The sequence below is a fragment of the Xanthomonas sp. LF06-19 genome (assembly GCF_034105425.1).
Lineage (GTDB): Bacteria > Pseudomonadota > Gammaproteobacteria > Xanthomonadales > Xanthomonadaceae > Xanthomonas_A > Xanthomonas_A sontii.
Genome location: NZ_JAXGGH010000008.1, coordinates 197148 through 212058, shown reverse-complemented (window position 1 = coordinate 212058; position 14911 = coordinate 197148). Strand labels below are relative to the sequence as shown.

Here is a 14911-nt window from a genome sequence, read left to right as displayed (position 1 = left end):
CCAGGCCGGCGCCGGGAAAGACGGCGGAATCAGCGGGGGCCGTGGCCCCGTGCCGCGATCGCGACGTGGGGCGGGAACGCCGCCGCCTGCGCGCGATCCGGCCGCCGCCCGCCACGCAGGCGCGGCAGGGCCGTTGCCGCCGCGCGCCGCGTGCGCGGCACGCTCAGCGCGGCCCGCCGCCGCCGCGGCGTCCGCCGCCGCGCTGCTGCTGCTTGCCCTCGGCCGCCTTCAGTTCGGCCTCGGTCGGCTCCGGCGGCGCTTCGCCCGGCTTCAGCGCATTCACCTTGGTGCCGGGCTTGAGCCGGAACTGGCCTTCGGTGACCACCCGCTCACCGGCCTTCAGGCCTTCCGTCAGCTGCACGTGGCTGTCGCCCACTTCCGCGCCCTGCTTGACCGTCTGCATCTTGACCGTGTTGTCGGCCTGCACCACGTACACGTAGTCGCCGTTGGGCCCGCGCTGCACCGCCTGGGTCGGCACCACCACGCCGTCGGCCACGGTGCGCAGGGTCAGGCGCACGTTGACGAACTGGCCCGGCCACAGCGCGCGGTCGTCGTTCGGGAACACCGCGCGGACCTTGAAGGTGCCGGTGTCGGCGCTGATCTGGTTGTCGATCACGTCGACCTGGCCGTCGCTGGCGATCGGATGCGCATCGGTGCGGTCCAGCGCGGTCACCGGCAGCGGCGCGGCGGCCTGCGCCTGGCGCACGTCCTGCAGCTGGATCTCCGGCAGGTTGAAGGTCACGTAGATCGGGTGCACCTGGGTGATGGTGACGATGGTGCTGCTGGTGCTGACGATGTTGCCCACGTCCACGCCGCGGATGCCGGCGATGCCGTCGCTGGGGGCGAGGATGCGGGTGTACTGCAACTGCACCTGCGCCGCACGCATCTGCGCGTCGTTGGCGGCGACCGCCGCTTCGTACTGCGCCACCTGGTTGCGCTGGGTGTCCAGGTCGGTCTTGGCCACGTACTGGCGGTAGGCCGGCGAGTCGGAGCGCTGGAAGGTGGAACGCGCAGTGGCCAGCAGCGCCTGGTTCTGGCGCTTGCTCGCCGCGGCCTGGTCGTAGCTGGCCTGCAGCGAGCGCGGGTCGATCTGCGCCAGCAGCTCGCCCTTCTTCACTTCCTGGCCTTCGCGGAAATTCAGGCTCATCAGCTGGCCGCCGACCTGCGGGCTGACGGTGACGGTGCTCAGCGCGGTCACCGTGCCGGTGGCGGTGGCGTAGATCGGCACCGCCTGGTGGGTGGCGGCGACGACCGTCACCGGGACCGGCGTGTTGTCGCTGTCGTCGCCCATGCCGTCACCGGGGCCGCCGCCCTTGTGATGTCCGCCGCGCATGACGCGCATGCCCACCACCACCACGGCCACCGCTGCGAGGATCAGCAGCGCAATCTTCCAGAAACGCGACATCCGGGGAAACTCCTGTGGCGAGGCGGGGTGGAGGGCCCTCCCGCAGTGGCTGGTGACGAGCGAGAAAGCATATCGCCGGCGCGTTGCGATTGGACCATGACTGAAGGGACAGACCCCGCGGGCGGGCAAGGCCGGTCGTCCGCTCTCGCAACGCGCAGGCGGCGCATCGGTTGACACGGATTCGCAAGGGTTTTTTGTCCGCAGCGGGATCCGTGGCCGCCCCTCGCCGGCGGCCGATGCACTACAGTGACTGAACGCCCGTTGCGTCCCGATCTGGAGCCTTGCCATGCCGCGCCTGTCCCGCCTGCTGTCCGCGATGCTGTTCGCCGTCCCCGCCCTGGCCTGGGCGCAGAGCGCCGAGCGCCCCGAGGTGACGGCCGCCGCGGCCAAGCTGCAGGCCAAGGTGGTGGAGTGGCGGCGCGACTTCCACCAGCACCCGGAGCTGTCCAACCGCGAGGAGCGCACCGCCGCCAAGGTCGCCGAACGGCTGCGCGCGTTGGGCCTGAAGCCGCAGACCGGCATCGCCCATCATGGCGTTGTGGCCATCGTCAAAGGCGCGCTGCCCGGGCCGAAGATCGCCCTGCGCGCGGACATGGACGCGCTGCCGGTGACCGAGCAGACCGGCCTGCCGTTCGCCTCCAAGGCCACCAGCGAGTACCGCGGCGAGACCGTGGGGGTGATGCACGCCTGTGGCCATGACGCGCACACCGCGATCCTGCTCGGCGTCGCCGAGGCGCTGGTGGCGATGCGCGCGCAGCTGCCGGGCGAGGTCATGCTGGTGTTCCAGCCGTCGGAGGAGGGCGCGCCGGGCAACGAGGAGGGCGGCGCCTCGCTGATGCTCAAGGAAGGCCTGTTCCGCGACTTCAAGCCGCAGGCGATGTTCGGCCTGCACGTGTTCTCCAGCGTCCAGGCCGGCAAGATCGCGGTGCGCGGCGGCCCGCTGATGGCCGCCTCGGACCGTTTCAGTATCAAGGTGATCGGCCGCCAGACCCACGGCTCGGCGCCGTGGAACGGCATCGACCCGATCGTGACCAGCGCCGACCTGATCGGCGCGGCGCAGACGGTGATCAGCCGCCGCGCCAACCTGTCCAAGCAGCCGGCGGTGCTCAGCTTCGGCGCGATCAAGGGCGGCATCCGCTACAACATCATCCCCGACGACGTGGAGATGGTCGGCACCATCCGCACCTTCGACGAGGGCATGCGCCAGCAGATCTTCGCCGACCTCAGGACCGTGGCCGAGCACACCGCCGCCGCGCACGGCGCCAAGGCCGAAGCGCACGTGCCCGACCAGGACGGCAACCCGGCCACGGTCAACGACCCGGCGCTGACTGCGCGCATGCTGCCCAGCCTGCAGGCGGTGGTCGGCGCCGGCAACGTCTACGAACCGCCGCTGCAGATGGGCGCGGAGGATTTCTCGTTCTACGCGCAGCAGGTGCCGTCGATGTTCTTCTTCGTCGGCGCCACCGGCCCCGGCATCGACCCGGCGACTGCGCCCAGCAACCACTCGCCGCAGTTCCTGCTCGACGAGACCGCCCTGGACGTCGGCCTGCGCGCGATGCTGCAGGTGGCGTTGGATTACTTGAAGCAGTGATTGGGGAGTCGGGATTGGGGATTCGTAAGCGCATGGGTGCGGCGGCTTAGGGAATCGTCATCGTTGCTGCCCCATCGCATATCCGTTGGAGCGGCGCTCGATCGTCCCGGGGAGTCAACCGTCATGCAGGTGCGAGGCGCGAGTGGCGCGCTTGCCGATGGCGCAATGCGTCGGGACTGAAGTCCCTCCCACAGTGCATCCGGCGGGCTCGCGGTGAGCCTTTGTGGGAGCGACCTCGGTCGCGACGTGCAACGCCTCGCATCGACGCAAGCACGTCGATCCAAGTGAGCCAGATTTTGCTTTTGCCACTCCCGAATCCCGAATCCCCGCCCCATACACCTCCCAGCCAGAACGCGCCCGCTACACTGCATGGCATGAACACCCCCCAGGATTCCAGTCTCGGCCGCGAGGTCGCCTACCCGTCGCAGTACGATCCCGCGCTGCTGTTTCCCATCCCGCGCGCTGCGGCGCGCACCGAGATCGGTCTCGACCCCGCGGCGCTGCCGTTCTTCGGCGTGGACCGCTGGCACGCCTACGAACTGAGCTGGCTCGATGCGCAGGGCAAGCCCTGCGTGGCCACCGCGACCCTGCACGTGCCGTGCGCCTCGCCCAACCTGATCGAATCCAAATCGCTCAAGCTCTATCTCAACTCGCTCAACGCGATGCGCTTCAACAGCGCCGAAGCGCTGCGCAGTTGCATCGTCACCGATCTGTCGGCGCGCGCCGGCGCCGACGTGGCGATGGAATTCGGCCTGCCGCCGATGGACACGCTGGGCGAGGGCGAGTCGCTCGATGCGCTGGACATCGCCATCGACTGCTACGGTCCGCCGCGTCCGGACTTCCTGTCCGCTGCCGACGGCGACATGGTCGAGGAAACGCTGACCAGCGAATTGCTCAAATCCAACTGCCCGGTCACCGGCCAGCCGGACTGGGCCTCGCTACATGTGCGCTATCGCGGCGGCCGCATCGACCGCGAAGGCCTGCTGCGCTACCTGATCAGTTTCCGCGAGCACGCCGGCTTCCACGAGCAATGCGTGGAGCGCATCTTCCACGACCTGATGACCCGCTGCCGGCCGCAGTCGCTGCAGGTGGAGGCGCGCTACACCCGCCGCGGCGGGCTGGACATCAATCCCTGGCGCGCCACCGCGGACGTGGCCGAGCCGCTGAGCTTCCTGCGCGATCTGCGTCAGTAGAGCGGCGCTGACAACGCGATTGCGCCATCGGCCGCGACGCGCGACATCATCGACGCGGCCGAGCGTGCTGCAGGCGGGACTGAAGTCCCTCCCACAAGAAGTGCCCTGCGGGGAGCGCTGTCGTCAGCTTCTCTGCGGCAGACCGGGGTTCGCGCAGTCGTCGCCTGGACGATGCGCCCACATGGCGATGGTGGCGAGTGCCCGCGGTCCCGCTGGCATGCACGGTCCCGAGCGTGCGAGCGACACATTTCGCCGCGTTGGAATGCGCGCGGCGCGCCTGAACCGCAGCCGCGCGGTTCACGGCCGCGCGATCCTTTTTTAACAAATCCTGTGACACCGTGGCAGCGTCCCATCACGCAGGAAGCCACGCGATGAACAGTGACAAGCGCGCCGATTTCTCGGCGGTCACCGCCAAGGTGGATACCACCGCCGACGTCGTACAGAAGGCGGATTTTTCCGCCGTGCAGAGCAAGGTCGACAGCACCGCCGAACAGGTGCAGCAGGTGTACGTGGTCAAGCCCGGCGATTCGTTGTCCAAGATCGCCAAGCTGCATTACGGCGACGGCAATGCCTGGACGCGCATCTTCGAGGCCAACCGCGACGTGCTGGCCGACCCCGACAAGATCTACCCCGGCCAGACGCTCAAGCTGCCGGCCGGCGCCTGAGGCGTCGCCACCACCCCCTTTCGTTATTCCGACAGGAGTCCCCACCGATGAAGACCCGCTCGATCTCCGCATTTTCGCCCCTGATGATCGCCTTGGTCGGCGCGTTGGCGCTGGCCGGCTGCAAGAAGCAGGAGCAGCAACAGACCGTGTCGCCCGATCCCACCTCGTCCGCGCCGACTGAGCAGATGCCGGGTCCGGCCGCAGCCCCGGCGGAGCAGCCGGCGCCGGCCGCCGCAGGCGCCAATGCGGTGAACGTGGCCGCCGTCGCTGTCGGCAACACTGCCGCCGCGGACAAGTCTGTCGCGCCGATGACCACGCTCGCCAGCAAGGACAAGATCATCGTTTCGGTGAAGACCGAGGGCTCGGCGACCAACGCCAACGTCGGCGCCAAGCTGGTGTTCCAGGACGGCCAGACCGCCGGCGAGCGCACCGAGACGCTCAATACCAGCGGTGCCGACACCACCAACTTCGAGTTCACCAATCCCAAGGGCTGGCCGGCCGGCCAGTACAAGGCCGAGGTCACCGTGAACGGTCAGGCGGCGGGCACGCCGCAGACGTTCGAGGTGAAGTGATCCAGGGCTGAGGCCCGGTCACGGTCGCACGCGCCGCCTCTCTCCCGGCACGTGCGACACGCTGGCGCAGCCGCGAGGCTGCGCCTTTTTTATGCGTGGCCCGATGCGCCGACAGCACTGCCGATGCGGTGGATGAAGACGATGTGGGGGGGACTTCAGGACACTCCCATAGCCCGGAAACCCGTCATAGGAGCGGCTTCGGCCGCGACCGGCTTTACCGGGACGCCCGTCGCGGCTGACGCCGCTCCTGCCACGGAGGCGCAAGCTGCATCCGGCGGATCAGCGGCGCCCTTCCATCCCGACGCACGTCCTGGACGATGCCTTGCCGTCCACTCGGCGGCGTCTGCGCGCACCGCCGCTGGCCAGCACCGCGCAGCCGCGCACGGCGATCAGTGATGCGCGTGCAGATCCAGCATGCGCCCACCCACCACCACCTGGCGCAGGCGCAGGTCGCTGTCCAGCACCGCCAGGTCGGCGCGGGCGTCGGGGGCGATGCGGCCGCGGTCGCCCAGGCCCAGGTAGTCGGCCGGGAAGGTGGACACGCGCTGTGCGGCATCGGCCAGTTCCAGGCCCGCCTGCACCAGGTTGCGCAACGCCTGATCCATGGTCAGTGCGCTGCCGGCCAGCGAGCCGCTGGCCAGGCGCACGCAGCCGCCGCACTTGTGCACGCGCTGCTCGCCCAGTGCGTATTCGTCGTCGGGCATGCCGGTGGCGGCGGTGGCGTCGGTCACCGCGTACAGGCGCGGGATCGCGCGCGCGGCAAGGCGAATCACGCCGGGATGCACATGCTGCAGGTCGGGAATGAGTTCGGCGTACTGCGCATGCGCCAGCGCCGCGGCGGCGATGCCGGGGCGGTAGTGGTCCACGCCGGTCATGCCGTTGAACAGGTGGGTGAAGCCGGCCGCGCCGGCCTGCAGCGCCGCCACGCCGTCCTCGTAGCTGCCGGCGCTGTGGCCGAGCTGCACGCGGATGCCCAGTGCGGTCAGCGCCGGAATCAGCGCGGTGTGCGCGCCGATCTCCGGCGCCAGGGTCAGCACCCGGATCGGCGCCAGCGCCTGCCACTGCTGGACCAGGGCGAGGCTGGCCTCGATCGTGCGGTCGGGCTGCGCGCCCAGCCGCTGCGGGCTGATGAAGGGCCCTTCCAGGTGCACGCCGGCGATGCAGGCGGCGTCGGCATCGGGCGCGGCCATGGCCGCGGCGACGCCGCGCAGTGCATGTGCGATCTCCTCGACGCCGGCGGTCATGGTGGTCGCCAGCAGGGTGGTGGTGCCGAAGCGCAGGTGGGTGCGGGCGATGCGCCGCGCCGCGTCGCCGCCCTGCATCAGATCCACGCCGGCGGCGCCGTGCACATGCAGGTCGACGAAGCCCGGCAGGATCAGCGGCAGCTGCGGATCGTCGCCGCCACTGTGGTCGTCCACCTGCAGCCGGCGCACGTGGGTGTCGAAGTGGACGTGGCCGCGGCGCCAGCCCAGCGGGGTGAGCAGGCGGCCGTGCAGGGAGCGGGTGTCGGTCATGGCGTGGGCTCGGCGACGATCACTTCGATGCCCAGCCGCTGCAGCCCCTCGCGGGTGGCCTCGTCGATGCCGGCGTCGGTGATGATGGCGTGGATCTGGTCCAGGCGGGCGATGCGGTGCAGGCTGACCCGGCCGAATTTGGAGGCGTCGGTCAGCACCACGATGCGCCGCGCGCGCTCGACCATGCGGTGGTTGAGCCGCGCTTCGGCCTCGTCGTGGGTGGTCAGGCCGAACTGCAGGTCCAGGCCGTCCACGCCCAGGAACAGCGTGTCGAAGCCGTAGGCGTTGAGGCTGGCCTCGGCCTGGCTGCCCTGCAGCGACAGCGATTGCTGGCGCAACTGGCCGCCGGTGAGCAGCACGTTGATGCCGGGCGCGTTGGCCAGTTCCCAGGCGATGTTGAGGCCGTTGGTCATCACCGTGACGTCGCGGTGCGCGCGCAGGTGGCGGGCCAGGGTCATCGTGGTCGAACCGGAGTCGATGATGATGTTGGCGCCGGGCTGCACCATGCGCGCGGCGCAGGCGCCGATCGATTCTTTCAGCGGCAGGTTCAGCGCGTCCTTTTCGTGGATGTCCTGCTCCTGCGGCGGCGTGCGCACCAGCGTGGCGCCGCCGTGGGTGCGGGTGGCCAGGCCCTGCGCCTCGAAATGGTTGAGATCGGCGCGAATGGTCACCGCCGACACGTCGAAGCGTTCGACCAGGTCGGCAACCTGCACCGTGCCGTGTTCGAGCAGCGACTGCAGGATCTGCTGGCGGCGGGAGCGGGTGTTGCGCATGGCCATTCTCGGATTCGCGGGCGACCGGGAAGATTAGCCGTTCGCCGCGACGCCGGCAGCCGCTTCGGCGTGTGGCCGGCGCGCGCCGGCGCGGTTGGCGCTGCAGGCGCGGGCGTATTCGCCCAGGCACAGGCCGATGCGGTGCTGGACCAGCGCCGCCGGGGTAGTGGCGAGCTGGCCTGCGCGCACCGCGCGGTACTGCTCGGGCAGGAACTGGCTGAGCAGCACCAGCGGCGGCGCATGCGCTTCCAGGTTGGCGAACAAGGTGTCCACCGCTGCGCGCACCGTCGGCGCGCCCCAGTAGTAGCGGCAGCGGTCGCTGAAGGAATGGCGGCGCAGCAGGCGTTGCGCGGCGGCGTCGCCCGGATAGTAGGACTGCCAATATCCGGGTTGCGCCTGCATCGCCGCGTCCAGCACCTGCGGCAGTTGCGAGCACTGCGCCGCGGGGAGCAGTTCGGCTTCGATCGCGGCCAGCGCGCACAGCGCCTCGCGGTAGGCGAAGGTGGCGGCCGGGCCGACCTTGAGGATGGCGAAGTGGTCGCGCACCAGCGCGTGCAGCGCGTCCTCGCGCTGGTAGTCGGTGGAATGCGCCTCGAACACGATGCGCGGCTGCTGCTCGAGGAAATCGGCCAGTGCGGCGGCCGCGGCCGGATCGTAGTCGTGCACGCTGCTGTGGTCGAAATCCACGCCCGGCTGCACCACCAGCGCGATCACCCGCTGCCACGCGGCGCGCAGCGACGGCGTGTCGAAGGCCCGCCGGTGGATGGCCAGGGTCTGCGCGGCCGCGGCCGGCGTGGTCACCTGCAGGCCGCCGGCCAGCGAGGCTTCGCCGCCGGGAATCGGCACCTCGGTGCCGATCACGTACACCGGCGGCGGCAGCCCATGTGCGGCGGCGGTGCGCTCGGCGATCTCGGCCAGTTCGGCCGACCGCGCGGCGACGATGGCATCGGGCAGCGGCACCGGGTCGTCGGCGCAGGCCATGCTGCAGTCCAGGTGGATCTTGTGGAAGCCCGCGGCGGCGTACTGTTCGATCAGCACGCGCGCATGCGCCATGGCCTCGGCGGCCGGCCCCTTCTGCCAGGCGTTCGGGCCCAGGTGATCGCCGCCCAGGATCAGCCGCGCGCGCGGGAAGCCTTCCGTCTCGGCCAGTGCGCCGACATAGTCGCGGTACTGCGCCGGGGTCATGCCGGTGTAGCCGCCGAACTGGTCGACCTGGTTGGAGGTGGCCTCCACCAGCAGCAGCGTGTCGTGGGCCAGCGCGACCTGCATCGCCGCGCGCAGCACCTGGTCGTTGCTGCAGCAGACGCTGTACAGGCCGACGTTGGCGCCGGCGCGGTGGGAGGCGAGCAGGGTCTGCAAGGGCGACATGGACACTCCGGCGGATCAGGAATAAGCGGGATGGCAGGCCAGCAGCGCGGCACCGCGGGCGCCGCCGGCATCGCCGAAGCGCGGCGGCACGATCGGCGGCACCTGCACGCCGGCGAACAGGTGCGCGGCGATGGCGTCGGGCAGTTGCCGGTACAGCGGCGGGTATTGCGACAGCCCGCCGCCGAGCACGATCACGTGCGGGTCCAGTGCCAGCACCACGGCGGCCAGGCTGTGGCCGAGCAGGTCGCGGTGGATGTCCAGCGCCTGCTGCGCGCGCGCATCGCCGGCCTCGGCCAGGGCGATCACCGCGCTGGCATCGGCGGCGTCGCTGCCGAGATGGCGCGCGATCGCCGCCACGCCGCTGCCGGACACGTAGCGCTCCACGCAGCCCTGCAGACCGCAGCCGCAGTCCAGCAGCGGCAGGCGATGGCGCTGCAGCAGGTGCCCGGGCACGCTCCAGTGGCCCCATTCGCCGGCGATGCCGTTGCAGCCGGCGAGCAGGCGGCCCTGCACGCAGAAGCCGCCGCCGGCGCCGGTGCCGAGGATGGCGCCGAACATGCTGGGGTAGCCGTCGGCGGCACCGCCGTGCGCCTCGGACAGTGCGAAGCATTGCAGGTCGTTGCCGATGCGCAGCGGACGCGGCAGCCGCGCCTGCAGGTCCTGCGCCACGCACTGGCCGGTCAGCGCCGGCACGTTCGCGCTCAACTGACGGCCGCTGCGGCGGTCGCGCACGCCGGGCAGGGCGATGCCGAGCGGGCTGTCATGGCGGCCGAGCGCGGCATCGGCCGCGGCCACCAGCGCCACCACGGCCTGCAGGAAGCCGGCGTAGTCGCCCTGCGGCGTGGCCACGCGGCGGCGCCACAGCACCTGCAGTGCGGCGTCGCAGGCCACCAGTTCGATCTTGGTGCCGCCAACGTCCAGGCCGTAGCAGGTGGGCGCGCCGGGCTCAGCCATGGTGGATGGTGACGCCCTGGACCACGCGGTTGACGGTGCCGTCGGGGAACGGATTGTCCGGGGTCAGGCCGAGCGCGGCCGAACGCTGCAGCGCGAACAACTGCGCGAAGCCCAGCCACAGCGGCGCCAGCCACGGATCGTCCAGGCCGGCGACGGCGAGCGTGTGGTCGTCGCCGGCCCCGATGTCCGCATGCGGGCCGATCGCCAGCACCTGGCCGGCCACGCCATCGCGATGCAGTTCGTCGAGCAGGTCCTGCTCGTAGCGGCGCGCCAGCGGCTGCACGCTGCGCAGCATCACCACCAGGGTGCTGCGGTCGAGCGTGGACTTGGGGCCGTGGCGGAAGCCCAGCGGCGTGTTGGCCAGCGCCAGCACGCGGCCGGCGGTGAGTTCCAGCACCTTCAGTGCAGCCTCGCGCGCCAGCGCTTCCAGCGGGCCGCTGCCGAGATAGATCACCCGCGCGAACGGGCGCTGCGCCAGCGCCGCCACCGCGCCATCCCATTGCGCCAGGCCGCGGTCGGCCAATTCGGCCAGCCGCTGCAGGCGCGCGCTGCGCGTTTCCCACGGAGCGCGGTCGAACACGCTCAGCGCCGCCAGCAGCATGCAGGTCAGGCTGCTGGTCATGGCGAAGGCGCGGTCGCAGCTGGCCGGCGGCATCAGCAGCGTGCAGGTGTCGGTGCGGCCGGCGCCGCGGCGGGCCAGTTCGCCATCGGCGTTGCAGGTGATGTCGAGGAAGCGCGCGTCGTCCACGTCGCTGCGCACGCGCTCCACCGCGGCCACGCTTTCCGGGCTGGAGCCGCTGCGCCCGAACGACACCAGCAGGGTCGGCCGCGCGCGCTGCAGGTACAGCGCCGGATGGGTCAGCAGGCTGGTGGTGTGCACCGCGCGCACCTCGGCCGGCCACTGCGCATTGATCGCGTCGGCCACCATCTCGGCGATGAAGCCGGAACTGCCGGCGCCGGTGAACAGCACGCGCTGGTTCGGATCGGCGAGGCGGTCGCCGAGGAAGGCCTGCAGGCGGTCGCCGGCCTGCGCCAGATCCTGCGCCAGGGTCCGCCACAGCGCCGGCTGCTGGGCGATCTCGCGGGCGGTATCGGCCCCGCCCAGGTGCTGCCAGGCGGATGCATCGGAAAGCGGAAGGAGGTCCATGCGGTGGTTCCTGTTGGGCCAGCGCACCATCCGGCTTTTCTTTCGAAATGTCAAACATCGAAAGAAAAAAGAAAGTATTTGCCTGTGCCCAATGTGCTTGCGGATCGCCCGCCTTAAAACGAAAGGTGCAAGTGGATGCCGCTATCGCAAGCCGGATCAGCCGATTCTGCCGAGCTGAAAGCAAAGTCATGCGAGGTAATATCTTTCGTTTTGCCAAAATAAATCTTGTTTTTTGCTTTCAATTTATTGACATCTTTCAAATCCCTGGCCTAGAGTCGGCGCAACGCTTTCGAAACGCCCGGGGAAACGGGTTTGGGGGTCGTGTGGAGAACCGCGTTCGTCGTTCGCCGCTATCGCCGGCGATCGCGCTGCCGGCCCTGCTGCTGGTGGCCGCCACCGTCGTCGCCGAGCCGGTCGGCAACCTGCGCACGGTCGCCGCCGGCGCCAACCGCGACGGCGTGCAGGGCTGGGACCTGCAGACCGACCGCGGCGTGCGCCTGCGCATCGAACTGCCGGCGGCCGACATCGTGCGCGTGCAGGCCGGGCGCCACGGCACGCTCACCGGTGCCGGCGACAAGGCCACGCCGATCGTGCTGCCGCAGCCCAAGGCCGCGGTGCAGGCGCAACTGGAAGACGATGCGCAGGAGCTGCGCGTGCGCACCGACGCGCTGGTGCTGCACGTGCAGCGGCAACCGCTGCGGCTGCGCCTGGAGCGGCTGGAACAGGGCCGCGCCGTCGCGCTGTGGCAGGAACTGCAGCCGCTGGACCTGGATGCCACGCAGAGCGTGCAGGTGCTGTCCTCGCAGGCCGACGAAGCCTATTACGGCGGCGGCCAGCAGAACGGGCGCTTCGAGTTCAAGGGCCGCGAACTGGAAGTGTCGTATTCCGGCGGCTGGGAGGAGGGCGATCGCCCGAGCCCGGCGCCGATGCTGCTCAGCAGCCGCGGCTGGGGCATGCTGCGCAACACCTGGAGCGACGGCAGCTACGACCTGCGCCAGTCCGACCAGGCCACGCTGCTGCACCGCGAAGACCGCTTCGACGCCTACTACTTCGTCGGCGCCGACCTGCCGCGCCTGATCGAGCGCTATACCCAACTGACCGGCCGCCCGAGCATGCTGGCGCGCTGGTCGCTGTCCTACGGCGATGCCGATTGCTACAACGACGGCGACAACGCCAAGAAGCCCGGCACCGTGCCCGACGGTTGGCACGACGGCCCCACCGGCACCACCCCGGACGTGGTCGACAGCGTGGCGCGGCAATACCGCGAGCATGACATGCCCGGCGGCTGGATCCTGCCCAACGACGGCTACGGCTGCGGCTACACCAGGCTGCCGGAGACCGTGCAGGGCCTGGCCCGCTATGGCTTCCGCACCGGCCTGTGGACCGAGAACGGCGTGGACAAGATCGCCTGGGAAGTCGGCAAGGCCGGCAGCCGCGTGCAGAAGCTCGACGTGGCCTGGACTGGCAAGGGCTACCAGTTCGCGATGGACGCCAACCACCAGGCCTACGACGGCATCCTCGCCAACTCCGATGCGCGCCCGTTCCTGTGGACGGTGATGGGCTGGGCCGGCATCCAGCGCTACGCGGTGGCCTGGACCGGCGACCAGAGCAGCAGTTGGGACTACATCCGCTGGCACGTGCCGACCCTGATCGGCTCCGGCCTGTCCGGCATGGCCTACGCCGCCGGCGACGTCGATGCGATCTTCGGCGGCAGCGCCGAGACCTTCACCCGCGACCTGCAGTGGAAGGCCTTCACCCCGGTGCTGATGGGCATGAGCGGCTGGTCGTCGAACGCGCGCAAGCATCCGTGGTGGTACGACGAGCCGTACCGCAGCATCAACCGCGATTACCTGAAGCTGAAAATGCGCCTGACCCCGTACATGTACGGCCTGGTGCACGACGCCGCGCAGACCGGCGCGCCGCCGGTGCGCGGATTGATGTGGGAGGACCCACGCGATCCGCACGCACAGGACGAGACCTACAAGACCCAGTTCCTGCTCGGCCGCGACCTGCTGGTGGCGCCGGTGTACCGCAGCCAGGCGGCCAGCCGCGGCTGGCGGCGCGACATCCATCTGCCGGCCGGCGGCTGGATCGACTACTGGGACGGCCGCCGCGTGCAGGCCGGCGCCGATGGCCGTCAGCTCGACCGCCAGGTCGACCTGGCCACGCTGCCGCTGTTCGTGCGCGCCGGCGCGATCCTGCCGATGTACCCGGCGATGCTGTACGACGGCGAGAAGCCGCTGGACGAGGTGACCTTCGACCTGTATCCGCAGGGGGCCTCGCAGTACACGCTGTACGAGGACGACGGCAACACCCGCCGCTACCAGCAGGGCGAGTCCAGCACGCAGGCCGTGCGCATGCAGGCGCCGGCGCAGGGCAGTGGCCCGGTGCAGGTGTGGATCGATCCGGTGCAGGGCCATTACGACGGACAGCTGCCGCAGCGCCGCTATGCCTTGCGCGTGCTCGCGCGGCAGGCGCCGCGGTCGGTGCAGGTCGACGAACGCGCGCTGCCGACGGTTGCCGACGCCGCGGCCCTCGCCCAGGCCAGCGAAGGCTGGTACTTCGACGCCACGGAGCGCCGCGGCACCGTGCACGTGCGCACCGCCGTGCAGGACATCCGCCAGCCCCTGCAGCTGCGGTTGGACTTCCCGGTCGCCGCCGCTGCGGCCGACGACGCCTATCCGCCGGCGCCGGAGCTGGGCCGCGCGCTGCCCGCCGACAGCCTGCTGGTGGTCAACCGCCCGGCCGAGGAGCCCGGCCATCCGCTGGAGAACGCCTTCGACGACGACCCGGGCACCTGGTTCCGCAGCGTGCGCAACCAGGCCGTGCGCACCGGCGCGCACGAATGGGTGATCGGTTTCGGCGAGCGCAAGATGATCGACGGCATCGAGTTGGCGCCGCGCAACGACAAGAACTGGAAGCACGGCCAGGTGCGCGACTACGAGGTCTACCTGGGCGACAGCAACGGCGAGTGGGGCGAGCCGGTGGCGCGCGGTCACCTGCGCCTGCAGGAAGGCGTGCAGCGCATCGACTTCCCCGCGCATGCCGGCCGCCTGCTGCGCTTCCGCGTGCTGAGCGTGCAGAACCCCGAGGGCGACGGCGCCGACAGCAACGATCCGATGGTCGTCGCCGCGCAGCGCCGCCCGCGCGCCTTCGACGCGCTGCAGCCGCGCGACGTCGGCCCGATCGCGCTGTCCACCTTCCACATCCTCGAGCACCCGGCTTCGGAGCGGCCGGCGCAGCAGCGTTACCTGTCCGAGCTGGCGTTGCCGGCGGCGCTGGCCGGTCGCGTGCGCGCCGACCAGGCCTTGCGCGGCGATGCCGGCATGCGCATGAACGGGCTGCAGTTCCGCCGCGGCCTGGGCGTGGGCGCCGACAGCCGCCTCGACCTGCGCCTGCACGGCGACTGGCGCCTGCTGCGCGCCGACCTGGGCATCGACGACGCCTGCCGCAGCGCCGGCGGCCTGCAGTTCCAGGTCTGGGGCAATGGCCGCCTGCTCTACGACAGCGGTCTGGTCAGCGCGCCGGGCGTGGTCAAGCCGGAACTGGACATCCGCGGCCTGTCCACGCTGAGCCTGCGCACGCTCGGCGCGCAGGGTCCGCAGCCTGCCCAGGTCTGCGCCAATTGGGCCAACGCCGTGCTGATCGGTCAGGAGGGCGACACCGCCAGCTTCGTCGCCCCATGACCGCCCCGTAACACCGCTCCTCCCCCGCCTTTCCCGACTGCGG

The 14911-nt window shown here is 70.8% G+C and carries 11 protein-coding genes; 5 read left to right on the top strand and 6 right to left on the bottom strand.

Annotation, left to right across the window (positions count from 1 at the left end; all coding sequences use genetic code 11):
• Positions 1-163: 163 nt before the first annotated feature.
• Complete coding sequence (locus SLW55_RS16585; protein ID WP_267082742.1) at positions 164-1405, bottom strand: efflux RND transporter periplasmic adaptor subunit; 1242 nt, start codon at positions 1403-1405, stop codon at positions 164-166.
• Between the two features lie 286 nt (positions 1406-1691).
• On the opposite strand from SLW55_RS16585, the gene SLW55_RS16580 reads away from it, so the two are divergent.
• The 4 genes from SLW55_RS16580 (at position 1692) to SLW55_RS16565 (ending at position 5426) form a co-directional block, all read left to right on the top strand.
• Entirely contained in the window at positions 1692-2996 is a 1305-nt protein-coding gene (locus SLW55_RS16580) for a M20 family metallopeptidase (protein WP_267100670.1), read from the top strand.
• 374 nt (positions 2997-3370) lie between these two features.
• A complete protein-coding gene (gene queF, locus SLW55_RS16575; RefSeq protein WP_267100669.1) occupies positions 3371-4189 on the top strand; it encodes an NADPH-dependent 7-cyano-7-deazaguanine reductase QueF in 819 nt (272 codons plus the stop codon).
• A gap of 371 nt (positions 4190-4560) precedes the next feature.
• A complete protein-coding gene (locus SLW55_RS16570; RefSeq protein ID WP_017911040.1) occupies positions 4561-4854 on the top strand; it encodes a LysM peptidoglycan-binding domain-containing protein in 294 nt (97 codons plus the stop codon).
• A gap of 47 nt (positions 4855-4901) precedes the next feature.
• Entirely contained in the window at positions 4902-5426 is a 525-nt protein-coding gene (locus SLW55_RS16565) for a hypothetical protein (RefSeq protein WP_017912389.1), read from the top strand.
• Between the two features lie 389 nt (positions 5427-5815).
• Here SLW55_RS16565 and SLW55_RS16560 read toward each other — a convergent pair whose 3' ends face one another.
• The 5 genes from SLW55_RS16560 to SLW55_RS16540 are packed head-to-tail and all read right to left on the bottom strand — an operon-like array spanning position 5816 to position 11182.
• Complete coding sequence (locus tag SLW55_RS16560; RefSeq protein WP_320745421.1) at positions 5816-6940, bottom strand: amidohydrolase family protein; 1125 nt, start codon at positions 6938-6940, stop codon at positions 5816-5818.
• Positions 6937-7713: a DeoR family transcriptional regulator gene (locus SLW55_RS16555; protein WP_043090637.1), complete on the bottom strand. Its 777-nt coding sequence runs from the start codon at positions 7711-7713 to the stop codon at positions 6937-6939. Before SLW55_RS16555 ends, SLW55_RS16560 begins: the two co-directional genes overlap by 4 nt.
• A gap of 33 nt (positions 7714-7746) precedes the next feature.
• Positions 7747-9081: a D-tagatose-bisphosphate aldolase, class II, non-catalytic subunit gene (locus SLW55_RS16550; protein ID WP_295942277.1), complete on the bottom strand. Its 1335-nt coding sequence runs from the start codon at positions 9079-9081 to the stop codon at positions 7747-7749.
• Positions 9082-9096: 15 nt separating this feature from the next.
• Positions 9097-10035, bottom strand: a complete 939-nt coding sequence (locus tag SLW55_RS16545) for an ROK family protein (RefSeq protein ID WP_320745420.1) — start codon at positions 10033-10035, stop codon at positions 9097-9099.
• On the bottom strand, positions 10028-11182 hold the full coding sequence (locus tag SLW55_RS16540) for an SIS domain-containing protein (RefSeq protein ID WP_320745419.1): 1155 nt from the start codon (positions 11180-11182) through the stop codon (positions 10028-10030). Before SLW55_RS16540 ends, SLW55_RS16545 begins: the two co-directional genes overlap by 8 nt.
• Before the next feature lie 323 nt (positions 11183-11505).
• On the opposite strand from SLW55_RS16540, the gene SLW55_RS16535 reads away from it, so the two are divergent.
• Positions 11506-14868, top strand: a complete 3363-nt coding sequence (locus tag SLW55_RS16535) for a TIM-barrel domain-containing protein (protein ID WP_320745418.1) — start codon at positions 11506-11508, stop codon at positions 14866-14868.
• Positions 14869-14911: the final 43 nt, after the last annotated feature.

Bases quoted from the DNA above. Each gene is read 5' to 3' on its own strand.
- SLW55_RS16545 (WP_320745420.1), bottom strand. From the start codon at position 10,035: ATGGCTGAGCCCGGCGCGCCCACCTGCTACGGCCTGGACGTTGGCGGC.
- SLW55_RS16555 (WP_043090637.1), bottom strand. From the start codon at position 7,713: ATGCGCAACACCCGCTCCCGCCGCCAGCAGATCCTGCAGTCGCTGCTC.
- SLW55_RS16580 (WP_267100670.1), top strand. From the start codon at position 1,692: ATGCCGCGCCTGTCCCGCCTGCTGTCCGCGATGCTGTTCGCCGTCCCC.
- SLW55_RS16585 (WP_267082742.1), bottom strand. From the start codon at position 1,405: ATGTCGCGTTTCTGGAAGATTGCGCTGCTGATCCTCGCAGCGGTGGCC.
- queF (WP_267100669.1), top strand. From the start codon at position 3,371: ATGAACACCCCCCAGGATTCCAGTCTCGGCCGCGAGGTCGCCTACCCG.
- SLW55_RS16540 (WP_320745419.1), bottom strand. From the start codon at position 11,182: ATGGACCTCCTTCCGCTTTCCGATGCATCCGCCTGGCAGCACCTGGGC.
- SLW55_RS16565 (WP_017912389.1), top strand. From the start codon at position 4,902: ATGAAGACCCGCTCGATCTCCGCATTTTCGCCCCTGATGATCGCCTTG.
- SLW55_RS16560 (WP_320745421.1), bottom strand. From the start codon at position 6,940: ATGACCGACACCCGCTCCCTGCACGGCCGCCTGCTCACCCCGCTGGGC.
- SLW55_RS16570 (WP_017911040.1), top strand. From the start codon at position 4,561: ATGAACAGTGACAAGCGCGCCGATTTCTCGGCGGTCACCGCCAAGGTG.
- SLW55_RS16550 (WP_295942277.1), bottom strand. From the start codon at position 9,081: ATGTCGCCCTTGCAGACCCTGCTCGCCTCCCACCGCGCCGGCGCCAAC.